24 protein-coding genes are annotated in these 26584 nt (G+C 36.1%); 11 read left to right on the top strand and 13 right to left on the bottom strand.

The genetic code is table 11. From position 1 onward, the window contains the following. Nucleotides 1-49: 49 nt before the first annotated feature. The 6 genes from A3EM_RS0109580 to A3EM_RS0109555 all read right to left on the bottom strand — a co-directional run bounded on the left by A3EM_RS0109580 (nucleotide 50) and on the right by A3EM_RS0109555 (nucleotide 6733). Nucleotides 50-376, bottom strand: coding sequence for a hypothetical protein (locus A3EM_RS0109580; RefSeq protein ID WP_020527982.1), 327 nt, complete (start codon nucleotides 374-376; stop codon nucleotides 50-52). Between the two features lie 315 nt (nucleotides 377-691). Further along, nucleotides 692-1279: a MiaE family protein gene (locus tag A3EM_RS0109575; RefSeq protein ID WP_020527981.1), complete on the bottom strand. Its 588-nt coding sequence runs from the start codon at nucleotides 1277-1279 to the stop codon at nucleotides 692-694. A 66-nt stretch (nucleotides 1280-1345) separates the two neighbouring features. Further along, nucleotides 1346-2167: an alpha/beta fold hydrolase gene (locus A3EM_RS0109570; protein WP_157637799.1), complete on the bottom strand. Its 822-nt coding sequence runs from the start codon at nucleotides 2165-2167 to the stop codon at nucleotides 1346-1348. A 178-nt stretch (nucleotides 2168-2345) separates the two neighbouring features. Further along, the gene (locus A3EM_RS0109565) at nucleotides 2346-3521 is read right to left on the bottom strand and encodes an acetyl-CoA C-acyltransferase (protein ID WP_020527979.1); all 1176 of its coding nucleotides are present in this window, start codon (nucleotides 3519-3521) and stop codon (nucleotides 2346-2348) included. Between the two features lie 191 nt (nucleotides 3522-3712). Beyond that, the gene (locus A3EM_RS0109560; RefSeq protein WP_020527978.1) at nucleotides 3713-6118 is read right to left on the bottom strand and encodes a 3-hydroxyacyl-CoA dehydrogenase/enoyl-CoA hydratase family protein; all 2406 of its coding nucleotides are present in this window, start codon (nucleotides 6116-6118) and stop codon (nucleotides 3713-3715) included. Nucleotides 6119-6205: 87 nt separating this feature from the next. Then, nucleotides 6206-6733: a MarR family winged helix-turn-helix transcriptional regulator gene (locus A3EM_RS0109555; protein WP_020527977.1), complete on the bottom strand. Its 528-nt coding sequence runs from the start codon at nucleotides 6731-6733 to the stop codon at nucleotides 6206-6208. A 538-nt stretch (nucleotides 6734-7271) separates the two neighbouring features. Here A3EM_RS0109555 and A3EM_RS0109545 point away from each other — a divergent pair. Beyond that, on the top strand, nucleotides 7272-8933 hold the full coding sequence (locus A3EM_RS0109545) for a response regulator (RefSeq protein ID WP_020527975.1): 1662 nt from the start codon (nucleotides 7272-7274) through the stop codon (nucleotides 8931-8933). 305 nt (nucleotides 8934-9238) lie between these two features. Continuing rightward, the gene (locus A3EM_RS0109540; RefSeq protein ID WP_020527974.1) at nucleotides 9239-9907 is read left to right on the top strand and encodes a hypothetical protein; all 669 of its coding nucleotides are present in this window, start codon (nucleotides 9239-9241) and stop codon (nucleotides 9905-9907) included. Here the strand turns inward: A3EM_RS0109540 and hisI are convergent, their stop codons facing one another. Further along, nucleotides 9908-10309 carry a phosphoribosyl-AMP cyclohydrolase gene (hisI, locus tag A3EM_RS0109535; RefSeq protein WP_020527973.1) on the bottom strand — a complete coding sequence of 134 codons (402 nt, stop codon included), beginning with the start codon at nucleotides 10307-10309 and terminating at the stop codon, nucleotides 9908-9910. It abuts the gene before it with no gap. 25 nt (nucleotides 10310-10334) lie between these two features. Then, nucleotides 10335-10679, bottom strand: coding sequence for a rhodanese-like domain-containing protein (locus A3EM_RS0109530; protein WP_020527972.1), 345 nt, complete (start codon nucleotides 10677-10679; stop codon nucleotides 10335-10337). A gap of 179 nt (nucleotides 10680-10858) precedes the next feature. On the opposite strand from A3EM_RS0109530, the gene A3EM_RS0109525 reads away from it, so the two are divergent. Continuing rightward, complete coding sequence (locus A3EM_RS0109525; RefSeq protein ID WP_020527971.1) at nucleotides 10859-11494, top strand: DUF4136 domain-containing protein; 636 nt, start codon at nucleotides 10859-10861, stop codon at nucleotides 11492-11494. 524 nt (nucleotides 11495-12018) lie between these two features. Beyond that, on the top strand, nucleotides 12019-12495 hold the full coding sequence (locus tag A3EM_RS0109520) for a DUF2452 domain-containing protein (protein ID WP_020527970.1): 477 nt from the start codon (nucleotides 12019-12021) through the stop codon (nucleotides 12493-12495). Nucleotides 12496-12571: 76 nt separating this feature from the next. Here the strand turns inward: A3EM_RS0109520 and A3EM_RS0109515 are convergent, their stop codons facing one another. Continuing rightward, nucleotides 12572-13651, bottom strand: a complete 1080-nt coding sequence (locus A3EM_RS0109515; RefSeq protein WP_020527969.1) for an iron-containing alcohol dehydrogenase family protein — start codon at nucleotides 13649-13651, stop codon at nucleotides 12572-12574. A gap of 226 nt (nucleotides 13652-13877) precedes the next feature. Beyond that, nucleotides 13878-15071, bottom strand: coding sequence for a DegT/DnrJ/EryC1/StrS family aminotransferase (locus A3EM_RS0109510; RefSeq protein ID WP_020527968.1), 1194 nt, complete (start codon nucleotides 15069-15071; stop codon nucleotides 13878-13880). Between the two features lie 197 nt (nucleotides 15072-15268). Here A3EM_RS0109510 and A3EM_RS0109500 point away from each other — a divergent pair, with 197 nt between their 5' ends. Next, nucleotides 15269-16780 (top strand): hypothetical protein, encoded by a 1512-nt coding sequence (locus A3EM_RS0109500; RefSeq protein ID WP_020527966.1) that lies wholly within the window; start codon nucleotides 15269-15271, stop codon nucleotides 16778-16780. A 56-nt stretch (nucleotides 16781-16836) separates the two neighbouring features. Further along, nucleotides 16837-17598 carry a 3-deoxy-manno-octulosonate cytidylyltransferase gene (kdsB, locus tag A3EM_RS0109495; RefSeq protein ID WP_020527965.1) on the top strand — a complete coding sequence of 254 codons (762 nt, stop codon included), beginning with the start codon at nucleotides 16837-16839 and terminating at the stop codon, nucleotides 17596-17598. Between the two features lie 212 nt (nucleotides 17599-17810). On the opposite strand, the gene A3EM_RS0109490 is transcribed toward kdsB, so the two are convergent. Continuing rightward, nucleotides 17811-18917 (bottom strand): Glu/Leu/Phe/Val family dehydrogenase, encoded by a 1107-nt coding sequence (locus A3EM_RS0109490; RefSeq protein WP_020527964.1) that lies wholly within the window; start codon nucleotides 18915-18917, stop codon nucleotides 17811-17813. A gap of 343 nt (nucleotides 18918-19260) precedes the next feature. Between A3EM_RS0109490 and A3EM_RS0109480 the strand changes: the two genes are divergently transcribed. Together A3EM_RS0109480 and A3EM_RS0109475 are read left to right on the top strand one after the other, a co-directional pair. Further along, entirely contained in the window at nucleotides 19261-21030 is a 1770-nt protein-coding gene (locus A3EM_RS0109480; protein ID WP_020527962.1) for an ABC transporter ATP-binding protein, read from the top strand. A gap of 11 nt (nucleotides 21031-21041) precedes the next feature. Next, complete coding sequence (locus A3EM_RS0109475; RefSeq protein ID WP_157637797.1) at nucleotides 21042-21542, top strand: PH domain-containing protein; 501 nt, start codon at nucleotides 21042-21044, stop codon at nucleotides 21540-21542. Between the two features lie 510 nt (nucleotides 21543-22052). Here the strand turns inward: A3EM_RS0109475 and A3EM_RS0109465 are convergent. Continuing rightward, nucleotides 22053-23117, bottom strand: coding sequence for an FAD:protein FMN transferase (locus tag A3EM_RS0109465; protein WP_044237933.1), 1065 nt, complete (start codon nucleotides 23115-23117; stop codon nucleotides 22053-22055). 420 nt (nucleotides 23118-23537) lie between these two features. Between A3EM_RS0109465 and tpiA the strand changes: the two genes are divergently transcribed. The 3 genes from tpiA (at nucleotide 23538) to prmA (ending at nucleotide 25669) form a co-directional block, all read left to right on the top strand. Next, the gene (gene tpiA / locus A3EM_RS0109460) at nucleotides 23538-24299 is read left to right on the top strand and encodes a triose-phosphate isomerase (RefSeq protein WP_020527958.1); all 762 of its coding nucleotides are present in this window, start codon (nucleotides 23538-23540) and stop codon (nucleotides 24297-24299) included. A 119-nt stretch (nucleotides 24300-24418) separates the two neighbouring features. Continuing rightward, on the top strand, nucleotides 24419-24766 hold the full coding sequence (locus tag A3EM_RS41950; protein WP_020527957.1) for a 7(1) septoil knot domain-containing protein: 348 nt from the start codon (nucleotides 24419-24421) through the stop codon (nucleotides 24764-24766). 66 nt (nucleotides 24767-24832) lie between these two features. After that, nucleotides 24833-25669 carry a 50S ribosomal protein L11 methyltransferase gene (prmA, locus tag A3EM_RS0109450; protein WP_020527956.1) on the top strand — a complete coding sequence of 279 codons (837 nt, stop codon included), beginning with the start codon at nucleotides 24833-24835 and terminating at the stop codon, nucleotides 25667-25669. 13 nt (nucleotides 25670-25682) lie between these two features. Here the strand turns inward: prmA and A3EM_RS0109445 are convergent, their stop codons facing one another. Beyond that, complete coding sequence (locus tag A3EM_RS0109445; protein WP_020527955.1) at nucleotides 25683-26573, bottom strand: endonuclease I family protein; 891 nt, start codon at nucleotides 26571-26573, stop codon at nucleotides 25683-25685. Between the last annotated feature and the right edge of the window lie 11 nt (nucleotides 26574-26584).

Below are 26584 nucleotides of genomic sequence, written 5' to 3'. Positions count from 1 at the left end.
GTTATATGGGCAAAAAAAGACTAGGACAAAAGATTTGGGCATTATTGAGTTAACCAGAAAAGGCTTCTTGTTTTAGCCTTTGTTCAAACTTTTCAGTTAACAAATTTTTTGTTTGATTACTTACATCAAGGTTTTCAATTTCACTGATCACAATTTGAAGTGCTTTCTCTACTCCAAGTTGAAAAACCTTATTAAGATTATTATTGAAGGCAGAAAAAAGATCACTTCCTTTTTTTATAAACACACTGGTAACATCTTCAAGCTGCCTGATATCGTGTTCCTGTGAAAATTCTAATCTTATTCCATCATGGGGAAAACCAAAACTCCTTTCCCAATGTTCATCTTTCGTTTTGATAACCGTTAATTTCAAGCTCATAATATTCTCAATTTAATCTGGTGAACCGGTGCTTTCTTATTAGGCTAAAATACTAATGAGTACCAATGTAAGTACGGATAAAATAAGGGCAACTGGTAAAGTAAATTCAATAACTTTTTCTAAATTTCTATGTAAACATGTCCGTTCCATTTCTTTTGTCTTCTATTTGTTATTGAAAGTTCAAAGGAGATGCCACCAGTGGTAAGTTGTTGATATATAATTGTTTAAGAATAAACTTGCTTAGAGAATTGTGTACGAAACCGTACAAATTGAACACCCTTTGTACGAAAAAATCCCTTGCTTTTTTAGAGAGAACTAGTGAAGGGCCGAACGGATTTCAAGGGAATTAAGCACTTCAGCTTCCTTTTCAATTAATTCATCCAGTCGGTTATAAACTGATGTTTCTTCAAAATAATTGAGTGCCATTTTCACAAAAATATTTCCGTGTTTGGCTTCGGAAGTCCACAGCACTTTGTAGAATTTGGAAAGTTCTTCATCCTCCAGATTTTCACTCACCAGTTTGAATCTTTCACAACCCCTGCATTCAATAATTGAAGCCAGCAAAAGTCGGTCACGAAACCGTGTTTCAGGAGTACCTCCATGGCTAAGTGCCATTAATTTTTGAATATATAAATCCTTGGTCATTTCTTTGGCCAATGATACTCCCCGACTTTTCATGATATCAAAAACCTGCTGGAAATGTTCCAGCTCCTCAATGGCTGTTTCTATAAGCTCAGGAATAATTTCATTTCTGTCTGGATATTTAGCCACAAAGCTCATGGCCATAGCAGAGGCTTTTCTTTCACAATCTGCATGATCCTGAAGAAAAGAATCAAAATCATTTTTCACTGCAGCAATCCATGCATCACTGGATTTAACCATTAAATCAACTGAATACTTCATTATCCTATCCCTAAAGGTTTAAAATTTTCCCAAAATTAGAAAGTAGCCCGAAAAATTAGCCTAATATTATGTGTTTTTAATTTCTGAATTAAAAATCCTGCTATTGAAAACCTTGTTTAAATCTTCATCTACCAATAAGTGACCCTTAGGTAAAAAAGTGACCTGGCAATTTTTCAGACCCTCTTTTAGTATTTCCCCGGACTCTGGTAATATCACTTCGTCTCTTTCTCCCAAAAACATTTCCAAGGGAATATTTTTCTGATTCAATATCATTTTTAGCTTATTCAGGTCGGGTTTAAAATCATGAATTGATTCTGATACATTGAAAAACCTTTCCCTTTGTGGTGTTGTGCTAAAATGATTTTTGGTAAAATCATAAAGAAATTTGGATAAGAATCCCCATTTATAAATGACTTTATTGAGCTTAAAAAAAGTTTTTGGCCTTTTCAATAGAAATTTAAACAAACGTATAAACCAGAGTGGAAGCCCGTGAATATCGTATAAAAGATGAGTTTTTATACCATCCGGGGCAAGGAGAATAACTTTATTAATTTGATCGGCAAAAACCTCCACCATGTTCATGGTGATTTTTCCACCCATACTGTAGCCTAATATTGAAAAGGAGGATGCTTTTTCTTTTTCCAGAATAATTTTGATAAAATTAACGATATCAGTTTTTGTAAAAAGCCCTTCTTTCCATTCCGTGTGGCCGTGATAGGGAAAACTAATTGCAAAAGCCTTATAATGTTGCCCTAGTGAAGTTTCCAATACATCAAAAAGGGCAGCCCTATCACCAAATCCGTGAAATAGAATTAGTACTTCTTCTCCTTTCCCCCAACTGTGATAGGAGATTTTGGAATTTTTGTATGTAAAAAATTTTTTAGTCAAAACTGGAATGCTTTTGAAGAAAGTGAAATGCAAAAAAAACCTGGCAAAAGCCAGGCATTTTTTTACGGTCAACTTACTTAAAGTTATAGCGAACCGCTATGACTTATAAATGAGGATCAGTTGTAAGTATTTAAAAGTTTTTTGCAAACAACTTACAAAGTTCCAAACTAATTTCTATTTAAGATAAGAGCTCGTAAATACCTGCTACACCCTGGCCTCCACCTACACAAGCCGTTACCATTCCATATTTTTGCTTTCTTCTCCGCATTTCATTAAATAGCTGAACAGATAATTTGGCACCAGTACAGCCTAGTGGATGACCTAAGGCTACTGCTCCGCCATTCACATTTACGATATCCGGATCAACCCCTAATTCTTTGATTACAGCCAGAGACTGGGCCGCAAAGGCTTCATTTAGTTCTACCTGCTCAATATCTGAAAGTTTTAAACCGGCATATTTCAAAGCTTTAGGCACGGCTTCCACAGGCCCAATTCCCATTACTCTGGGGTTAACTCCAGCCACCTGATAAGTAACCATTCTGGCAATAGGCTCAAGATTAAGCTCTTTCACCATTTTTTCAGACATTACCATCACAAAGGCTGCACCATCAGAAGTTTGAGAAGAGTTACCTGCAGTTACCTGACCACCCATTTTAAAAGCTGGTCTCAGGTTCCCTAATACATCGATACTGGTATCAGCCCTTGGGCCTTCATCGGTATCTACTACAAAACTTCTCGATTTCTTCTGACCGTTTGCATCTACATAAGTTTCCTCCACATTTATGGGTACAATCTCATCTTTAAATTTCCCTTCCTTAATTGCATTAATTGCTTTTTGGTGTGAATTATAGGAAAATTCGTCAGCCTGCTCTCTGGTAATATCAAAATCTTTCGCTACTTCTTCAGCTGTCAGTCCCATACTTAAATAATATTCAGGGTTTTGCTCTGCAATTTTATAATTCAATGCAGTTTTATACCCGAGCATAGGCACCATTGACATAGATTCGGCTCCTCCGGCAATAATACAATCGGCCATTCCTGCTTTGATTTTAGCTGAGGCAATTGCTATAGCTTCTACTCCGGAACCACAATACCGGTTCACAATAAAGCCCGGAACTTCCATTGGTAAAGCCAATAAAGAAATCATTCTTCCCATTTGCATGCCTTGTTCCGCTTCGGGAATTGCACAACCCACTACTAAATCATCAACTCTTTTGGCATCAAAATTTGGGACTGAGGCTACAAGGTGTTTGATTACATCTGCTGCCAGATCATCTGGTCTGGTAAATCTGAAACCCCCTTTTTTGGATTTCCCCACGGCTGATCTATATCCTGCAACTATATATGCTTCCATAGTTTTAATATTTTTATTTAAAAATCCAGATTTTGAGAAATCAAAAAGTCCTGGAATATTTAATGATTAATAATTTTTTAAAGTTTCTTTAAAGAACAAGTTTTAAGTAGTTGGACAAAATAATATATCCATTTGTCCCACAACTATTTTATAATAAGATGATTTATCTCAAAATAAAATAGTACTGGTACTTAGTTCCTTAATGGTTTTCCTTTAAAGAGTATGCTCTGAATTCTTTCTAAAGTTTTAGGTTCACCACATAAACTTAGGAAAGCTTCCCTTTCAAGGTCTAAGAGATATTGCTCCGAAACCAAAGTTGGCTGGGAAAGATCACCTCCATTCATCACATAACTTACTTTTTTGGCAATTTTGGCATCGTGCTCGGAAGCATAATTTCCGTACAACATAGCCGCTATTCCCGCTTCAAACATGGCCATCCCCGCTTTTCCCTGAACTTTTATGTCTTTCCTCTCCACCGGCTGAGAATAACCTGCATTTGCCAGTTCAAGCGCTTTTGCTTTGGCATCAGCCAATAATCTTGATCTGTTTAAAGTAAATCCATCGGAAGCTTTAAAGAAACCTAAGTTTTGGGCTTCTCTGGCTGATGTAGCTACTTTTGCAGTGGCAATGGTCATAAAATGTTCCTGTAGCCTGTTGAATTCAGGATCACCGGTTACAAAAGAATCTGAAGCTCTCAGGGTCATTTCTTTGGTTCCGCCTCCTCCCGGTATCAATCCAACACCAACTTCTACAAGTCCCATATAAGTTTCTACATGTCCCTGAATAGCATCACAGTGCATGGAAAGTTCACATCCTCCACCCAATGCCAATCCGGAAGGAGCTGAAATTACCGGAACGGATGAAAACCTTGCTCTCATCATGGTTTTCTGGAATTGGGCAATCATCATATTGATTTCATCCCATTCCTGGTCACAGGCAAACATGAACAACATGGCTAAATTAGCGCCTGCTGAAAATTGTTGTCCCTCATTCCCAATCACTAATCCTTTAAATTCTTCTTCTGCTTTGGTAATTGCGGTATGTAAACCTTCAATAGTTTCAGTACCAATGGAATTCATTTTTGAATGAAACTCCAATCCTAAAATGCCATCTCCCAGATCGAAAAGAGTGGTCCCCGCATTTCCCCAAACCTTGTTGGTTTTTCTTAAGGTATCCAGATAAATTAATCCTTCTGAACCAGGAATTACTTTATAAGATTTGCTTTCAATATCGTAGTATTTTTTGACTCCATTCTCCATTTTATAGAAAGAATCAGCACCACTTTCAAGCAAATCATAAATCCATTGTGCAGGTTTGAAACCTGCCTCTTCCATTTTAAGAGTAGTTTCTTTTAATCCAAGAATATCCCAGGTTTCGAATGGACCAGTTTCCCAGGCAAATCCTGCTGAGACTGCCTGATCAATTTTATATAATTCATCGGCTATCTCAGGAATTCTGAAAGAACAGTATTTGAATGTATCGTAAAAGGATTTCCTCAGGAATTCTCCTGCCTTATCATTGGCATTCACCAAAACTTTGATCCTTTCTTTTACATCTTCAATCTCTTTTACTTGTGCCAGGGAGGCAAAATTAGCTTTAGTTCTTGGCACGTATTCAAAAGTCTTTAAGTCTAACTCAAGAATTTCCTTCTCACCTTTTTCATTTTGGGTTTTCTTGAAGTAACCCTGACCGGTTTTATCTCCAAGCCATTTTCGATCGTATAATTCCTTTACAATTTTTGGTAATTGGAATTTTTCTCTTGATTCATCGTGTTTAAGTATTCCATACAGGTTATTAGAAACATTTACCATGGTGTCTAACCCCACCACATCTGTAGTTCTAAAAGTAGCTGATTTTGCTCTTCCAATTACAGGCCCGGTAATTTTATCTACCTCCCCAACAGTTAGCCCCATTTCTTCAATGGTATGCATAGCCGACATAATCGCATATACCCCAATTCTATTGGCAATAAATGCTGGAGTATCCTTACAGTAAACTGTTTCTTTACCCAGGAAAAGATCTCCATAATGCATAAGGAAATCAATAATTTGTGGATCAGTTTCAGGTCCGGGAATTATTTCCAATAACCTTAGATATCTTGGTGGGTTAAAAAAGTGGGTTCCACAAAAATGCTTTTTAAAGTCTTCACTTCTTCCTTCACACATGAGGAACATTGGAATTCCTGAGGTGTTTGAAGTAATTAAAGTACCAGGCTTTCGATATTTTTCAACTTGTTCAAAAACAATTTTTTTAATTTCCAATTTCTCCACTACCACCTCTATAATCCAATCACATTCGCCTATTTTGCTCATGTCGTCTTCAAAATTTCCAGTGGAAATCTTCGAAGCCACAGATTTATCAAACACAGGAGATGGTTTTGATTTTAATGCAAATTGCAAGGCATCATTTACTATTCTATTTCTTACAAGAGGAGATTCCAGTGAAAGTCCTTTAGCTTGTTCTTTGGCATTAAGTTCTTTAGGAACAATATCCAGCAGGAGTACCTGCACACCGATATTGGCAAAGTGGCAGGCGATTCGGGATCCCATTACACCTGATCCGAGGACAGCTACCTTTTTAATTGATCTGTTTTTCATATCAACCAGTTTTATTGATTAAGTTTTATTTTGGTAATTGGATTTGATATCCAAATAGAAATTGTTTGAGTTTGCGTAAATTAAATATTAAGTTACCTCATTTCTGTTTTTTATAATTGGTTTGCCCAGTTTTTTTTGAGCTTCACCAAATATTTTTTCCTCTGCATCCTTCTCATCCAAATGCTCTATAACAAAATGAACATTTTCAATCACACGGAAAAAAATTTCCAGTTCTTCTTCTCCAACTTCCTCCTGAATTTTATTGTGAAAATATTTAACAGATTGTCTGGCTAGTTCTCTTTTTACTTTTCCTTCTTCGGTGAGAAAAATAATGACCTTTCTCTTGTCTTGCATATCTGCCTTTCTACAGATAAGTCCCTTTTCCTCCATAGATTTTAACATCCTGGTTAAGCTTCTGGCTTCCATACCCAACAGAGGGGCAATTTTAGTAGCAGGAGTACCATATTCTCTGTCAATATTAAGGAGTACAAAACCGGAAGAATGGGTAATGTCAAATTCAGATCCTATATAGTTATACATTTTAGATATGGCCAGCCATGCTGCTTTTATACTAAAATCAATGGACCTTTTTTGCTTGTCAGGGAATTGTGTCATATTTAGCCAGTATGATGAGGTTTTTAACAAAAATAGGAAAAAATATTATGCATGCATAATATTTTTTCTATCAAATTCAATTCTTTGATAATAATGAGCAGAAAAGCTTTCATCATTAAAATCACATGGAATGGAGAAAAAAATCTAATTGGGTTTCAGGCGTTTACGAAAATACGATGTAAGTTTTTTGTGTTTTTTACACCAAAATCAATTCAAATCCCGTTAGAAGTATTGTAAAAACTAATTTGTACCCAAAAACAAGTATTTTTTTAAAACTGGAGATTTTTTTTTCAACTAAAAAAACTTAAAAATATTCAAAAAAACAGATAAAATATTAGAATTAGAATATGTCTATATTAGAATAGTAATATTTTTGATTATTTTTTTTAGGTAAATATGGATTTGACAATGTAATATCTTATGCTATATTTATAGAACTATTAGCAATTTCTACTAACATAATACACAATTAAACCAGAATACCATCATGTCCGATAAACTGATTTTTTTATGCAACAAGTCGGGTCCGTTGTTGCAAATGACTAATAACCTAGAAATTATTGATAGTATTGAGGCTTTTGAATCTGCAAAAGATTCCCTGTTCGCTGACGAAAAAGCAACGGGTATTATCGTCACTGCAGAATTAAAATGGGGGAACAAGTTCTATTCAGACCTCTTTGGGTTTGATCTAATTAAAGATCTCAGAGTCACTCATCAATTAAAATGCCCAATAATTGTAGTGTCTAATCTTCCTTATGAGGATTTTGATTTCGCTAACCTGACAGAGAAAAAAAATGGGAACACCAGGTTTTTAAAAGATCCTGCTGTTACTTTTCTCCCGCTTATGAAATTCGAGTCCATGTCTTCCTCGGAAATTCTTCTTCATTTTGAAAAAGATCTGGATAATGCACTTTATGAAGATTTATGTGAATGTTTATATCATTCTAATGGATTTTTAGATGAGGTATATTGCGAGTTTGCCAATATGCTAAGGATTAAGAGAGGTCAGTATATTGAATTGAAAGAAGTAGATTCATTGTTTAACAAAATTATTTCTCTTTTCCTTGATCACGAAACTGAAATATTAAGTTTAAAAAATCATTTCCTTTCTTCTTTCGATAATTTTCCGAAATTCGAGGCGGATTTGATTCTAAAAAAACTACCAGCACTAAAGAAAGATATTGAATATTTACTGCCCCATCAGGAGTTTGTGGCTACCGAAAGCCATAAAAAGAATAACTATGGGGAAGTGTTGTATATTGATAACAATGTAGACCTTGCTTTTATAGTAAAAGAAAAGCTGGCAAAGAGCCAGTTAAAAGTCATCCATGCAGCAAACACAGAGGAGGCTTTAGAAATCCTTAAAAAAGATGAGCTGAACAGAATAACAGTTGTAGTTTGTGATTACAGGTTTTATTCCAACGAGAAGTTTGAGCGGAATCAGGGATATCATTTTCTTAAAGAAGTAGCCCGACTACCTAATCTTCTTCAAATAATTACACTCTCCGGGTTGCAATCTTCATATCTGGCCAATCTTACCAGAAAGCATATGAGAAGTGTCATTCCTATGTTTAAAAGTGATGTTTTCGATACAAAGTCCGGGTTTGAAAGGTTTAGTCTTATAGTGTCTGAACTTAACCAAATGGTACTCAATGAAATTGAGAACTCACCAAAATTTAACAATAAGACATTTAATGATTTGTATCAGGCACATAGGCAAAGCTATAATTATGAAAGCTTTGAGGAAGATATTTCCAGCACTGCAAGCTGGTTCATTAGAGAGATGAAAGAGAAGGGAAGAGTGCCAAAATACCTCCTGCCTACTATCAATGGGAAGTTAGATTTAGCCGATTCCTACAAAAACCTTGAAAACTTCAGAGAAGTATTGTTGAGCAGACGAATGGTGCTAGGGCTGTGTCAACTGGAGGAGGAAGAATTAAAAAGAGGGTTTGAGAACAGCAAATTGAAAATTGAAAGGCTGGACCGATGGTATATCATTTATAATGCACTTAAAAACGGGGAATTGAGCCTGGATTTTAATAAGCTGCCCGGGTATGCTGAAATGAATACTGTGATTAGTAGAAATTTAAGATTCTCTATCAAAAGAAGTTACAACTACCGTCTCAAAAAAAATATTTCTGCCACGATTGAGGAAAAAATGTGGTTGAAAAAATTTGTAGAAGAATTGGAGAACGTCTAAAAAATAAGAGGGTTTGTAAATTTATTTATGCAAACCCTTTTTCATTCTTAGGAGATGGAGAGTTTTTTATTATAAATTTGTGCTCACTTTTCAGGTTTTATACTCTCCATATCAAATCACCTTTGGGTAATTACTATGGAAGGATTTTGTCGACATAATATAGCGGACTAGTGTAGCTGGATCGAAATTGGTGAGGTATTTGGGTTAGGTTAACATACTGATTTTCAAGCTCAAGCTACCAAGGCTTTTTTTAGGGTTGTGGCACTAGTATTCCGAAATTTTAGTGTTTGATTTGCCAATTTGTGATGAACAAAAATCTATTTATAGTACATACCAATTTAAAAGTTGATTTTATTCAAAATCTTTCTCCAGTAACCTCTTTTACTAATAAAATTTCTATTAAAGGATTAAACTTTTTTATTTCATGGGATGAAATTGATGTGGGAAAATCTCAAATTGATTGTGATATAATTTTTATCCCAATGGATTTTCCACTGTCAGAAGGATTTATAAATGCTCTTGAGAAAAAACACCTCATCTATATTCTTAATGATCAGCATTTGGCAAACAAACTTGCCATTCCAGTCTCTTCTGTAAAATGTAAATCTATCCAGGTAAACCTTCAGGAAGGCCTTGTAACAGATTTGTTACTTGACCTGGGGGATGCCTTTTTCCAAAGGAATAAAAATCGCTATAGATCGGTGTTTGAAAACCTCAATCAATTATTTGAAATTGATGTGAACAAGGAAGCTAAGTTGGAATTAATGTACCTCACAAATAACCTTGAAAATATAGAAACCCTATTGGCAAATCAACTCCCAACGGAAAGCCTGGTTCAAAGAAAAGTGAGTGAAATCTCCAATCAACCCCTGATTGTGGAAGCCTTAAAAATGATGAGAGAGAACTATAATAATAAAGATGTTTTTCAAAAGCTAAGAAAGGAGTTTCACGAAATTGTTTTTTCTAATGAATAATTACTCTTGTCCTTTTAAAAAGGATAATTCCTTATTTTCATCTAATTTTCGGTAAAAGCAGGAAGGCCTGGTTTCTCCATTGCTATTTTTTGTATGGCAAGCTCCCAGACCAATCTTTTTTACCTTATAAATAAGGGCATCCTGATCACAGTCAATTAGTATTTCCTGAACTTCCAGAAAGTCACCTGAAGTTTTGCCTTTGGTCCAGATTTCTTTGCGGGAGGTGCTCCAAAAGGTAGCCTTGTTGGTTTTTAAGGTTTCCTCAAACGCTTTTTCATTGGCATATCCCAGCATTAAAATCTCCATGGAGTCCACATCCTGGACGATTACTGGAACCAATCCTCCACGTTTTGCAAATTGAACATTAAGTTGCGTGTTTTTTTCCAGTTCAGCATTTCCCATATCACAAACAGATTAGGCACAAGATTTAAATTATTTTACCAGAATAGTTAGCCAAACCTCCTTTTAGGTTATTTACATTTTCAAACCCTAGTTTGGTTAATATTCTACAAGCCCGGGCACTTCTTCCTCCTCTTTGGCAGTATACGTAAAAAGTCTTTTTATCATCCAAATTAGCAACTCTGTTCTTGAAATTCGGATTCATTATATCAATATTTAAAGCATTCGGAATTTTATCCCGGTCGAACTCTGATTTGCTTCGTACATCCAGAATCACAATTCCCTTGTTGACTTTCACTGCAGCTTCAAATTCTTCAGACGAAAGGGTATTGTATAATTTCTTTCCAAACAGATTTTCAAAAATGCCAAACATATCATTCAGGTTTAAAATGAATATAACTGCCGACAAAACTATAAATAAAATTAGTATTTAACTACCTGAAAATTTTCAGGCAACCTTTCATATTTATATATGATTTTAATAATACCCATTTATTATTGGCTTCTTCCTTTTAAGAATTATCTTTAGCCCTCATACGAACTTAAATAAGAATGAAATACAATTTACTGATACTATTAATTGCCATTGCCTTTATGGGCTGTACATCTTCTGCGAAAATTGTTACCAACCATGAAGAGGATGTAGATTTTGACCAATTCAAAACCTTTGTTTTTTATCCATGGGATAAGGATGTTTATAAGATGCTGGCCAGAGTGGATAAAGAACGATTGAGAGCTGCAGTAAAAGAGGAAATGGAAGCCAGAGGCTACAAGTATCTGGAGGATAAGGATGCGGACCTGACAGTTTCATTATTCGTGGTGTTTGAACCTAAGAAATCGACCACAAAATATACCGATTATTACGGACCAAATGGTCCATACGGAGGATATTGGGGAGGAGGAGTTTGGGGTGGTTATGTTGGTGTTGGGGTAGGAGTGGGAGTTAGTACTTATGGATATAGTTCCTGGGGATGGGGTGGTGGCCATTCCAGCACTCAGTATACAGAGAAGGAATATATCATGGGAACTCTTGTGTTGGATGTGTTCGAAACGGAAAAACGGAAGTTAATATTCCAGGGAGTGACTTCAGGTGTGATTGAAGAGAATATGGCCAAAAGAGCCAAGAATATTCCAAAGGTGATGTCTAGGATTTACACCCAATACCCCAAAAAGAAAATCAAAAAATAGGAAATATATAAATGGTTGTTGGACAGCAATAATGGTTCTTTAATTTGCCAGAAAGAATGGATATTAAGGTAAAGTTGCTCAAAATAAAAAACACAGGTATTTAAGCTTTATCTATAAAAACAGGTAATTCACCTGAGTAGAAATTTATAAAATCTATAGAATTACCGGGTTTATCTAATATTATCTGATGCTTATCGAAAGAAACTGCATTGACTATTTAAACCGAATATCTTTGTTTCATATAAAATTCATATGACTAATCCTCATATAAATTTTAGTAGGATATTTTAAGGATTATTTGGTTTAATTGTTAAAGCTAAGAACTCACTCTGTTTCAGGGTGAGTTCTTTTTTTTGCGCAAGGCTAAACTTATTGGACAAATTGAGGTTTAATTATTTTTTGAGTGCTTAATTTTAGGTAATGTTAATAAGCTGGAAGTCTGCAATAAATATTAAATTATTCAGAGCACTAACAGATTGATCATCAGCTCCAATTTTTAAAAGCGTAGAATTTTTACTGAGATTATGGGAAAAGAATCGAAAAAAAATGAAATAGATGTTTCCAAAATCGATTTGGAAAAGGAGAGAGAAAAAACCACAGAAACTCCAGGTGTATTACCATACGCCCATACGGTAGGAAGTGCGGTGGTAAAAGCCACCGATAAGGGGAAAATAAAGGGGAGAGCTATGGCTACCATGCAGGAACAAACTCAGAAACAAATGTCCCAAATTTATGAGCAAATCCAATTATTGGCCAGACAGGCAGAAGATATTAAAAAAAGAGTAGCAATTTCAGAAAGGATATATTTGGCTGAAATTCCATTTGAACCTTTGGTGGGTAATGTTTACTATTTTTATCAAAAAGATGAAGAAACGGATGTATTATCCTTAATTGGTCCAAAAGAGTGGGGAAGAAGTTTCAAGTTTCAGGGATATCTGGCTACCGTGAAATTAATGTCTGATCACACCTGGGAAATTTTGGATAAGGGTGAAGATTTCTAATAAATGATAGTTTAAAAAAAGAAAAACCACACTGAGAAAAAATTTTCAATGTGGTTTTTTTTAGAATTTGAACCTTCTACAACCTTCTGTAAAGATCCTTGATAGTATCTAAAGTCAGTTTTTCCTTCCAGTCCAATCCAAGGGCATGTTTCCACATGTGGTCTAAATTATAAGCCACTTCAGCCATTTGTGTAATCTGCTCCTCAGTCCAGGAATCGGCAAGATTTTTTGGTAATTCGATTTTATGCTGAGCTACCATTCCTTTAAATTCCTGTACGGCTTCACCGTAATAATCTTCTAAGTGATTAAAAGCCAGGCAGTTTGCGATACCATGTCTATAACCAAAAACAAAAGACAGACCATAAGAAAGTGCATGACAAACCCCTACTTCAGAATAAGTAAGACTTAATCCGCCCATCATGGAAGCCACCATCAGTTTATCATCATTTTCCGGTGTTTGTCCGCAATTTTCTCCCTTAAATACATCACGGCAAAGGGCTAAGGATGCATCTCCATAAGCAGTACTAAAAGTGTTTTTATACATCCCGGTTTCAGATTCTATGCAGTGAATGTAGGTATCCATTCCGGTATAAAACCACTGGTTTTTAGGTACATCAGAGATTAATTCAGAATCTAAAATGATCTGGTTAAAAGGAGTCCACTCACATTTTAAACCCAGCTTTTTTTCTGGTCCGGTTACTACAGCTGTAGTTGAAACTTCCGCTCCTGTTCCAGAAATGGTAGGTACTCCAACATGGTAAATTCCCGGGTTTTTAATAAGGTTTAATCCCTGATACAAGGAAGAAGAACCCTCATTGGTAAACATCAAAGAGGCTGCTTTGGCAATATCCATTACGCTTCCACCACCAATTCCTATTAATCCACTTGGAATACCTTTTTCTTTTTTTACATTATCCCTTATTTCATCAACTTGTTGGGTAGTTGGTTCGTGGTCATCTACATCAACAAAAATCAGCACATCTTCCGGCCTTACCGGAACTTTGTCAGCCAAAGGCTTTCCTTCAAAAAATTTATCCACAAGGAAAACCATAAAATGATCATGGTCAGCTCTTTTTTCCTCAATGATTTCATCCAGTTGACTGAAGGAGCCTCTCCCAAAAACTACCTTATCAACATTCTTTAGAATTTTGTGCATTTTAATTTATCTGTTCTTAATAATTCTATTCCTTTTTGCTTTATCAAATGCTAAAAAGATCAAAAAATAACTTTTCGTTTTCTATGTCTTCTTTTTGCTAAATACTTCAGTAAGTGTTCCGTTTTTTTCTTTGTGTGAAATTCCAAAGTGCCTCAAAAACGCATCTTCCTGAGCAAAAGGAATTTACTTATAAAAAGTAACTCGGAACTCTAATTATTAAATTGGACTAAAGTACTTTTTTGATCGAAGCGATAATGCTGTCAGCCAGTTTTTCTAATTCTTCCTGGGTCCATGTACATCTGATTCCCAAAGATAGTAATCTTCCTACTACGTCCTGAGTTTTTGGTAAATCCAGGTTGTTATAATCCTGTGGAGCACCAAAATGATGTATTGCCAGAGGGGCAGCCGATTTCAGCGATTTTAGGTGGTCCCACTGATTGATGAAATGGTACATATTTACATACCAGTAATTGTGTCCTCCTACTCCATCTTTGGCGAATTGTTCTACTACTTTTTTAGTGGTAGCAATATCAGGAAGGAAGTAATTTAAGAAAGTTCCTGAATCTCCAGCCGGATCGGGCATTGGCCTAAAGGTAATCTCCTTTATTTCAGATAATCTTTCTTTTAAATAAATTTTATTTTTTCGGTTTTGGCTTCTGATAAAATCCACTTTTCGCATTTGAGCCAATCCTACTGCAGCATGTAATTCACTTATTCTGTAATTGAATCCCAAAATCGGGTGATTTTCCATTCCCCTGTTCGAACCGATATGATCATGTCCATGGTCGGAAAAACTATCCGCTATTTTATAGGCTTCTTCACTATTGGTCACAAATAATCCACCTTCACCGCAAGTTGTAATTTTGAAAAAGTCACAAGAATACGCCCCAGCTACCCCAAATAGGCCTACATCGGTTCCTTTATAAGAGGCCCCAAGCGCCTGTCCGGCATCTTCCATAAGTACCAGGTTGTGTTCTTTACACACCGCCTGGATCGCATCCATATCAGCTGCAGCACCACACATGTGAACCAGCATTACAGCCTTTGTTTTAGGAGTAATCGCCTTTTTTATTCCTTCTGCACTTAAGCATAAGTTTTCATCAATTTCTGCGAAAACAGGTAAACCTCCGGCAAAAAGAACAGCTTCTACTGTAGCCAGGTAGGTAAATGGCGGAACAATCACTTCATCTCCATTTCCTATTCCGGCTGCTGCCATCACACAGGAAACAGCAGTAGACCCACTGGAAACAGCATGAGCATACTTTGCTCCTGTGAATTTTTTGACTTCATCCTCCAGTTCCCTGGCTTTCCACATTCCCTGTCTCAATTCATCGTGATTAAACCTAAAAAACGCACCGGTTTCCAGCACGTCCATTACCTCTTTGCGCTCTTCAGCTCCAAAAACTTCAGTTCCTGGCATATTAATTTGATTTTCAGATGATTATTATTTTTCTGTGGATTTTCCACAATGGCCCAAAATTAAGAAAAATTTCCTATTCAAATACAGAGATTTTTGTAATTTGGCAAATCTTAAAGAATTAATAAATACCCAGGGTTGTTTTAGCACCCTTATTTGGATTTTTTTTCATCAGAAAGGTTGAGAATCAAAATTTTTTAATGCCTCCATTTTTAACCAGTTCTTACAGGTTATATTTATATTCTTTTCTATACCTGGCTTTACCCAGCCTGATTTTTATTTTTGGCTGGTTCCGATTAGCCATTTCACTCCCGGCTTTGGGAATTATCGGATATTCCACCTTCCTTTTTTTTAAGGAATTAACAAAATTTTCTAATCGGGATACTTTCACCCTACCACCTGCTCGGTCAATTAAATTATTATTGATTTCCACAGGAATTTGTCTTTTCTCTGGAATAGGAGGATTTACTTTTCAGGGGGATGCTGAAAAGCATTACAGTATGCTTTATGATCTGGTCAATCAGGATTGGCCGGTTTTATATATTTCCGATCTGATTTTGGAAAAAAAAGCCTTTCTGAATTACTATTTTGGTTATTTTCTTCCCCCTGCTTTTCTGGCAAAAACTTTTAATATTCACTGGATTGATGATCTGATTTTGGTGTGGAGTATCCTGGGCCTTTATCTTTCTTTTTGCTGGGTTTTAAAATTAGCCAATGCAAAACACATTGGCTGGGCTGTTTTAATGTTGTTGTTTCTTGGCGGGCAGGATTTTATTTATGCTACCCTGAAATTAGGTTTGAACCATATTTTTACTGATAAACCTGGTATTTGGGAAATTTATATAGCTGAAGTGAATACGGTCTGTGTTTTTCATAATACCATTCTGCGTTATCCAACCAATTTTTATGCGGTTTCCTGGGCTCCACAGCATTTGTTTGGGGCATGGATTTGTACATCACTGGTAACAGATCAGGTTATTTTTCGGAAAAATATTCGAAATATAGGGTTTATTGCCGCCTTCTTACCCATCTGGTCAGTTTTTAATGCCATTGGACTTTTGCCATTTTTAATGGTATTTATTTGGAAAGGTTTCAGGAAATTTCTTTCCTTCCAGAATCTGGCTGGCGGTGGAATACTTGTCTTTTTGGTTGGAACATTTTTTATCGCCCACTACCCTGTTGAAGATCAGGGATGGATTTGGGAATATATCCCTTTTCCTCAGGCAATGATTAAAATCCTTTTATTCCTGCTTTTCGAATTTGGCTATTTGGCTTTGATAATGAATGGTTATGCGCAAAAATCTCCCTATAAATTAATTTGGCAGATCAGCCTGATTACACTTTCAGTTTTACCATTTTATGTACTGGGCTATTTTAATGACCTGCTCATGAGAGCTGCAGTTCCTTCAATTTTCTTGATAAATGTAGTGGCAGTCTGTTTTTTTTACCAGTGGAAATTTAAATACAAAAAATTAGCCACGGGGCTAGTGCTCTTTATGGTGGCTTTTCCCCAACTGATCGCTATTGGAAAACACCTTCCCGGAACCATAATGTTTCATGCCGCACATGGTTTTTCTGAATCAAGAAAAAGGGTAAATGAGGGGAAAAGTTTGCTTCAGGTGACTGATGCGGAATGGTTTAATTACCAATATTTTGGCAAATCAGATTCATTTTACATGAAGTTTCTGGCAAAAAAACAAAACCTCAAATAAATTTCTTTTCGACTGAGGATGTCTAACTTTGCCTCCGGAATATTAAGATAGAAAATATGGACAAAGTTTTTATTGGGATAATCCCGGCACGATATGGCTCCACAAGGTTAGAAGGAAAGCCTTTATTGGATATTTGTGGGAAGAGCATGATTCAGCGGGTTTACGAGCAGGCTATTGAGGCGCTTGATGATGTGTTTGTGGCTACTGATGATGAAAGAATTAAAAAGGCAGTGGAAGATTTTGGGGGAAAAGCCATAATGACGGCTGAAACTCATATTACAGGTACGAACAGATGTCTGGAAGCTGCACAGAAAATAAAGTTTGAATATGGACTTGATTTCGATGTAATTTTAAACATTCAGGGAGATGAACCTTTACTGGATATCGGCCAAATTAAGGATTTGATTAATTGCTATAAAGACGAAACTCCGGAAATGGCTACTTTGGTGATTCCCGTTTCTGACCCTCAGGATTTGTCTAATCAAAGTGAAGTTTTTGTAACACTGGATATTTATGGCAATGCCTTGTATTTCAGTAGGGCAGTAATTCCCTATTTGCGGGATGTGCCCAGAGAGGATTGGGTAAAAAGCCATACGTTTTACAAACATCTAGGCATGTACGCCTATACGCTGGATGCACTTAAAAGATTTTCTTCTTTGGCGCAATCACCATTGGAAAAACTGGAAGGACTGGAGCAAAACCGATGGCTGGAAAATGGCTATAATATCAAAGTAGGTATTACCCGATTTGAAAGTATTCCTGTAGACACTCAGGAGGATTTAGATAGGGTGAGGAAGATTATTCAGGAGAAGAAATAGGTCTTGGGAAAATATATTAAAACCTCTTCATCTTGTTTAAGTTTAATAACTTAAATCTTTAAATTAAATCCAGTTTGTAACTGGACTAGACCGATGAAAGTAGCAAACTTTCATTTATTAGGTATGGCCTAAGTAGTCGCTCTGCTTATACTTAAGCCATATTTCACTAGTGAGGGAATTAATTCCCTCGCTAGTGAAAATTTACCTACATTTCAATAAGTTGCCTTTACCTTGGCTATATCATTTATCCTTTTCAGGGCAATTTCCATAGCTACTTCCTGGGCATTTCTTTTTTCTTCCGATGATTTTTTCAACACATCCAAAGTTTTTTCATAAATCATTTCTGTGTGTGCCTGAGTCCATTCTGTTCCTGTTTTAATAAACTCAGCATACACATTAATTACCCCACCACAGTTAATTAAGAAGTCAGGAGCGTACATGATGCCATTTTCCGTACAATAATCCCCATGGGCTTTTTCATCTGCTAATTGATTATTGGCACAGCCGGCAATAATGCTGCATTTCAACCTTTTAAGGGTTTCATCGTTTACCGTAGCCCCTAAAGCACATGGGGAATAAATATCCACATCCAAATCATAGATTTCATCCAGTCCCACACCTTTTATCTGATATTTCCCGGCTACTTCTTTTAATCGATCTTCATAAAAATCTGAGGCATAAATTTTACAATTCTCCTTTTTAAGATATTCGATCAACAACTCTCCAACAGACCCCACCCCCTGAATGGAAACTTTTTTCCCATCAAGACTGTCCGAACCATAAGCTACCTTTGCTGCGGCTTTCATACCTAAATAAGTTCCATAGGCGGTAAATGGAGAAGGATCTCCCAGTCCGCCTAAATATTCCGGCATTCCAGAAACATTTTTAGTTTCCATGCCAATGAATTCCATGTCTTTGGCGGTCATTCCCACATCTTCCGCAGTAATGTATTTGCCATTTAGATTTTCAAGAAATTTACCGAAAGTTCTTAAAAGAGGTTCTGTTTTGTCTTTCCTTCCATCCCCAATAATCACGGCTTTTCCCCCTCCAGCATTAATTCCTGCTATGGAATTTTTAAATGTCATTCCTCTGGAAAGGCGTAAAACATCATTAAGGGCTTCCTGATCATTTTTGTAAGCCCACATTCTGGTGCCTCCAATGGCAGGACCTAAAACGGTATTGTGGATACCTACAATTGCTTTCAATCCGGTGGCTTTGTCGTAACAATAAACCACCTGTTCATGGCCTAAACTTGAGACTTCTTTAAAAACAGAAAATTCTACATTATCTATTTTTTCGGTTGATTCTACGGTTAACATATATCTATTAATTGTGTTTATTTAATTGAACTTCATGTAGTAATTAATTTTGCTTCCAATGAAATAATTTCAATGCAGCATTAAATGACTCATTCTTGTTCATATAGTTATTGGTTTTTTGGGAACTTTTCCCAGACAAATTTAATTTATTTAGCCTATTTTTCTCTAATTTAGTTTTCCCAAATCTACAGCTTCTAACCCGGTTGTAAGTGGTTGGAAAGAAATAACAATCTTGTAATTTGCTGCCCGGTGTGGAGCTCCATACAGGGAACTCAACTGATTGATAGAAAGGTAAAGTTGCTCAATACTAAAAAGTACCGGTACTTAATTTACAACTTTAATTATGCAAAACGAAGAAAAACCTAGTGGTAAAGTATTTGATCTTCAGGTACTAAAAAGAATTTTTGTGTTTGTAGGACCATATAAAAAATGGTTCTGGTTTTTGGTTTTTCTAACCGTGACCCTGGCTGCAATTGCGCCAATTATGCCAGTGCTTATTCAGAAAACCATTGACGAACACATTTCAATGGGAGATGTGGATGGTTTAATTAACATGGTGCTCATAATGTTTGGACTGGCCCTGGGGCAGGCTTTTATTCAATTTTACCATACTTATCTTTCTGCCTGGTTGGGGCAAAGCATTATCAAAGATATCCGGATTGATTTATACCAGCATATCCTGAGTTTAAGACTGAAATTTTTTGATAAAACACCCATCGGAAAGTTAGTGACCCGAACAATTTCAGATATTGAAACGCTTTCAGAGGTTTTCACCAACGGACTGGCTGCCATTATCGGGGATTTGTTGCAACTGGTCTTTTTACTTGGAGTGATGTTTTACATTGACTGGCGACTTACTTTGGTGAGTATGTCCATTTTTCCCTTCATGGTGCTTTCCACTTATGTTTTTAAAGAGAAAATCAAATATGCTTTCAGTGATGTGAGAACTGCAGTTTCCAACCTAAATACTTTTGTTCAGGAAAGAATTACGGGAATGAGTATTGTGCAGATTTTCAACAGTGAGGAAAGGGAGTTTGAGAAATTTAAGGATATCAATAAAGAGCATTTAAGAGCCAATGTAAAAACTGTATTATACTATTCCATTTATTATCCGGTAGCCGAAGTTTTAGGCGCAGTGGGGATTGGATTGGTGGTCTGGTTTGGTGCAAAAGGAGTAATTGCTGAAGATATTACCTTGGGTGTACTGATCTCCTTTATCATGTTCATTAACTTGTTCTTCCGTCCACTAAGGCAAATTGCCGACCGGTTCAATACGCTTCAATTGGGCATTGTAAGTTCGGACAGAATTCTAAAATTACTGGATAATAAAAACCATATTCAGAATCCGGGTACTATAAAAGTGGATCGCTTTGAAGGCAATGTGAAATTTGATAAAGTTTGGTTTGCCTATAATGAAGAGGAATATGTATTGAAAGATATTTCTTTTGATGTAAAACAGGGAGAAACCATTGCCTTTGTAGGTGCTACCGGAGCCGGGAAATCTTCTATTATTAATCTGCTGACCAGATTTTATGAAATTAATAAAGGGGAAATTTCCATTGATGGCAGGGAAGTGCATGAATACGATCTGGAAAGTTTAAGAACACATATTGGTGTGGTGTTGCAGGATGTATTTTTATTTTCCGATACCATCCAAAATAACATCACACTGGGAAATCCTGATATTTCCCCAGAAGATGTGAAAAAAGCTGCTGAAACCGTAGGGGCATTGGAGTTTATAGAAAAACTGCCCGGAGGTTTTGATTATAATGTGATGGAAAGAGGGGCAACACTATCTGTAGGACAACGGCAGTTGATTTCCTTTGTAAGGGCAATTGTTTACGATCCAAAAATTATCATTCTGGATGAAGCCACTTCTTCGGTGGATAGTGAAACTGAAGAGTTAATTCAAAATGCGATTGACAGGCTGATGAAAGGCAGAACCTCAATCGTAATCGCCCACCGTTTAGCCACCATCCAAAAAGCCAACAAAATCATAGTTCTTGACAGGGGAGAAATCAAAGAAATGGGCTCCCATTCAGAATTGCTGGAAAAAGATGGGTATTACTCACAATTGCATAAGATTCAGTATAAAGAGGTGGTGAAGGCTTAAATCTGATTGATTTGGAAAGTGTAAAAAATGAAACCTGGAAGGGAAAGCCTTCTTATTTTCCATATTTAACTAAATCTATATGGATATTAATATACAGGTTCTCGCATATTCCAATCATCTATTTAATATCATTAATCACTAAATTTTTAATGATTATTTATGATTGGAAAACTCTCTTATTTTTATTTTCTGTAATAATTATTTTTGCAATTTATGAGTTTTTGAATCGTCAGCTTTCCTACAATAATTTAACTTATTCTATTAATAATGATTCAATATGTATTTCCACGAAACTATTCAAAAAGAAGGAGGTGAAATTTGATTTAAATTCAATACAGAATTGTTGGATTGAAAGAAAATGGATAGATAAATATTTTGAGGTTGGTACTATAATATTCACTATAATTGAAATAGATGGGAAGGAGCAAAATGAAAAGGAATATAGACTGGAATCATTGAAAGATTACCAAATTGTTTCGCATTTTGAATTTTGTCAGGGAAAAATGAGATGATAATTTTTCGCATAATAGTCTAAGCATGGAGTTTAGACCTTAAATTGATTTTGAAATTTAAAATTAGAAGTTTTTAAACTTCGGAAGCTTTTGCCACAGAGGCGGCTTAAAGGAGTTCTTGTTTAATGAAAATAAAAACAGCTCATCGAGGCTTGAATTAATTTAGGTTTCATAATTTAGATTTATTCCAATCTCCCCAATTGGTATTTGGTAATTTCATTTCATTTTTTATGCTATATATGAGGAAATCCAACACACTTTCCAAGGGCTGTCCGCCCTTCAACCCGACAAACTTTTTTGTGGCAATGACAAAAAAGTTTGCAAAAAAAGTCTAGTAAAAAAGATGCTTCTGCCCACCAACATTTGCGCCACCCCGCCTTTTTTACAGGCAGCCCACCAAACGCACTAAACCTCTTTAAAAACCATCGTGTTAAGTGTAAGAGTTAAAATCAGATAAATCCACAATTAAAGTCAAATCTAGTTGCAAATTATAAGCTAGATAATGATTTATTATTTCACCACAAACTTATCCAACCCAGGACTTTGATAGGTTTCCATTTTGCCATTATTATCATAGATTAAAAAGCCTTCCAAATCTGGCTGGCTGTTGATGATTGCTATGGCTTTGTCTTTTCCCATAACCATAAAGGCAGTGGCAAATGCATCGGCACTCATGCAGTCTTTGGCAAAAACACTGGCACTTAATAGACTGTGTTCTACAGGATAACCTGTTTTTGGATCGATGGTGTGGGCATATTTCTTCCCGTCCTTAATGTAATAGTTGTGATAATTACCCGAAGTGGCTAAAGCCCTGTTTTCCAATTGTATTTTAGCGGTAAGGGCTTCTCCGCCTATTTCCATATATTCCGGGTTATTAATGCCAATTACCCAGGTTTTATTTGATTTGTTTTTGCCTTTGCAAACCACTTCTCCACCAATTTCCACCATCATATCATTAATGCCTTTTTCCGATAAAAAATCAGCCACCAAATCTACCGCATATCCCTTGGCAATGGCGCTAAAATCCAGTTGCACGTTTGCTTTGCTTTTTTGAATGCCTTTTTCATCAAAACTTAAGGATGCGAAATCCACCAGGGTTAAAAGGGAATCAATTTTCTCTTTATTTTCCTCACTGATACTGGGCTCTTTATCTGGTCCGAAGCCCCAGGAATTCACCAATGGCATAACAGTAGGGTTGAAGGCGCCATCGGTAATCTCAAAAATTTCTTTACTTCGATTCAGAACTTTATAAAAATGTGTAGTTTGGAAAGTCACATTTTCCCCTTTATTAAAAATAGAAATCTCACTATTGGGAATATAAGTGGAAAGGGCCTGGTTAAATTCTTTCAAAAGGGCATCAACTTCCTCCTGATAGGAATCCCCCGAAGGAGACAAATATTTGATATTGTAGCCTACCACGCCCATGGTCACACCATTAAAATAAACTTCCTGAAGGTTTCTACTCTCAGAATTGAGTCGGCTGATATAAATTACGCCAAATACTATCAGGAGAAAAATAGTGTATAGAAAATTCTTGTTTTTGAGTGGAGAGGGTGAATTTTGGGAATCTGCCATATTAAAATTTATAATTCGATGCGCAAAATTAAGCATTAATAGTGAATCTGAAATGATGGTTATTTTTTTCTCTAGGTTTAATTCAATGATTTTACTAATTACTTTCCCGTCCAATCTTTTTTACAAACTGATTAAAATCTAAAACAAACAAGTTCACCATCCTTTTTCCAGGCGATTAAAAAAGGAGTCGTGCCCCACTGCAAAAAAATCTTTTTAAAAGGAACCTAAATGAGCAGACTTAAAGCTTATATTCCCAAAAACTTTAGCGAATTGAATTTGTAATTTCTAATTTTGATGGCAATAGACATTTAGGCTTAAGTTGGCAAGACAACAATGAAAATTCCAAGCTAATTGTTGGAGCAAAATTTTGCCTCGTCATTGATATAAGAAATACTTAAAACCATTAAAAAAAGTAAAGAAATGGGAAAAAAAATTGTAGCTGGAAACTGGAAAATGAATTTACTGAAAGAGGATGCACAAACGCTTGCCTCTGAAGTAGTTAATATAGCAAAAGATGAATTATCATCTGATGTAACTTTAATTATGTGCCCTCCTTTTGTTCATTTGAGTGAAGTGAAAAAACTTACTTCCGCAGTGAGTAATGTTTTCATTGGTGCACAAAACTGCTCTACTGAAGCTTCAGGAGCTTATACAGGGGAAATCTCGGTGGGAATGTTGAAGTCATATGGAATTGATTATGTAATTCTTGGTCACAGTGAGCGAAGAGAATATTTCAAAGAAAGCAATGAGGAACTGGCCAAAAAAACTGATATTGTGTTGGAAAATGGATTGCTTCCAATTTTCTGCTGTGGTGAAGTATTAGCAGAAAGAGAGGGCGGAAAGCAGGAAGAAGTAGTAGGAAGTCAGTTGAAAGAAAGTCTTTTTCACTTAGATGCGGAGGCTTTTTCAAAAGTAGTGATTGCTTATGAACCGGTTTGGGCAATTGGCACCGGAGTAACTGCATCTACAGCACAAGCTCAGGAAATGCATGCATTTATCAGAGGTTTGATTGCTGAAAAATATGGTCAGGAAGTGGCTGATGGTATTTCTATTTTGTACGGTGGAAGTTGCAAGCCAGGAAATGCTCCTGAACTTTTTGCCTGTAAAGACGTTGATGGAGGTTTAATAGGTGGTGCTTCATTGAAATCAAGAGATTTCATTGATATTGCCAAATCGTATTAAGAATTTAGATCGTGGGAATAATTTGGGGGTATTTTCATTTTATTCCCGCTCATATTTTTTGAGTGTTTTTTTGGCGGTTGAAAAATTTACCTCAACATTATTAAAACGCACAGGTGCTTATGAAGAAGTTCATTTTTATCCAGTTTTTGTTTGCCTTTATATGTTTGTCTTCCACTTCCTTTGGCCAATTTGTAAAGGTCTGTGAGGTTTTCGGAACTGTGTATGAGGAAAAGAAAAATGAGTTTGCCGCGACTTACCGTGTCTATATTGAAGATAATGAGTATTCTGCAGACGTTATTGTTTTTAAGGAAACCAATGAATTAATGGCGGATAAACCAGGCTTGTGGTTTTTTACCCCACATAAAGCTTTTGCAGAATTTTCGATTTACATAGTAGAAGATCGAAATATTGCTGACTTTACCATTTATTTTACTGAGGTAGATGTTGAAGCCAAATGCAACAAATAACTTCAGTTTGAAACTCACAAACTTTTCTAAAATAATTCCTTTTTCATTTCAAATTAATGCTGAATAATGAAGCCTAAATTCGTTTTGCTTAAAGTTAAATCCCCCGAAGAACTTGCTGATATCATCAAAGTAGAATTGAGTGAAAAAGGCTTTGATTCCTTTTTAGATATTGATGGGGGGTTTGAAGCTTCCATCGAAAAGGAAAATTTTAAAGAGGATGAAGTAGATGAGATTTTTGGGTTTTATTCAGCTCAGGGCTCATTGAGTTATCATTTGGAGGAAGTGGAAAAACAAAACTGGAATGAGCTGTGGGAGAAAAATTATGATATGGTTGAAATTTCCGAAGATTGCCTGATCCGAGCGGCATTTCATCAACCTGAAAAATCATATAAATACGAAATTGTGATTACCCCCAAAATGTCATTTGGAACTGGGCACCATTCCACCACAAAATTGATGTTGCTCAATCAGATGGAAATTGATCATAATGGTAAGGTTGTTTTTGATGCGGGTTCGGGAACAGGAATTTTGGCCGTTATGGCGAAAAAGCTGGGTGCTAAAACTGTAGATGCCTGCGATATTGAAGATTGGGCAGTGGAAAATGCCAATGAAAATCAGGAATTAAATGATGTCAGTCTTAATTTCTATTTGGGAAAAGTAGAAGAAAGGCCGGATAAGGATAAACAATATGATATTGTGCTGGCCAATATCAACCTGAATGTAATTCTAGGCGAAATGGCCATTTATGCAAGCATGTTGAAAGAAAAAGGGACTTTAATCTTAAGTGGTTTTTATGCAGAAGATATTCCTGCAGTATTGAATCAGGCCCAGGAAAATTCCCTTTCCCTCACAAAAACTAAGGTTGAAAATAACTGGACCAGTCTGGTTTTTGAAAAAGAATAAAGTAATTAATCCGCTAATTTCCCCATATTTTACCCACCAATTCAGGGTGATCGATAAACGGGTTCCTATTGCCCTGATATTTTTCATAGATCAAATCGTTTCTTCGTTTTTCGTTCTCACTCACAGGATCTTCCTGATGCCATCGGATAAGTGTGGATAATTTACCATGAAGAGGTTCCTTACTTCCTCTTGAGGGAATGTAATCCACTACTTCCAAATCAGGTTCATTGTTTTCTCCCTCATACCTTACAGCCATATAAAAAATCATTCTGGCCACATCTCCTTTCACCTCATTTCTGGGTTCCCAAACCCAGGCTGCGTCACTGGTATAAGAACCTGTTTCTCCAGATTTAATCCCATCTGCATCTATGTAAATATCCTCCGCTTCATCAAAAGTTCTGTTATTTCTCGCTGAATTAGTAGAAACATCAGAAGCTCTTAAATGATGTAAATCTGTTCCGGCCCCGGGAGCTGTTCCAAAATCCCCATAGGATTTTGCCCAAACATGTTCTCTATTCCATCCTTGTCCGTCAGCATATCCTGCCTCAGCTGAAATGGAGAAATTGGAGTAAATCCCAATAATATTCTCCGGATTATTAGGGTCTCTGTCAAGTTCCTTTAAAATATTATAAACATTTCTGTAAGTGAAAGTTTTATGGTCTTGAATAAGGTCATTCAGTTTGTCTTTAAGTGCCTCTCCGGTCAAACCATTTATGGCTTCATAGTAACCACTGTAAACAAAGGGATCACCATGAGATTCATTTTGAATTGTGTCAGTTTCAGGATTAATTGTAGTAATGGTGGAATCTGCTGAGGAAGAATTCTCTGATTGTTTTTCATCATTCTCCTGCTGACAGGTGCTTGCAAAAAAGATGATTAAAAAAATGAAAAGGAATTGATACATAAGGATTGCTT

The sequence above is a fragment of the Flexithrix dorotheae DSM 6795 genome (assembly GCF_000379765.1).
Classification (GTDB): Bacteria; Bacteroidota; Bacteroidia; order Cytophagales; family Flammeovirgaceae; genus Flexithrix; species Flexithrix dorotheae.
The sequence above is the reverse complement of the archived record's forward strand: the minus strand, read 5'-3'. Positions and strand labels throughout refer to the sequence as shown.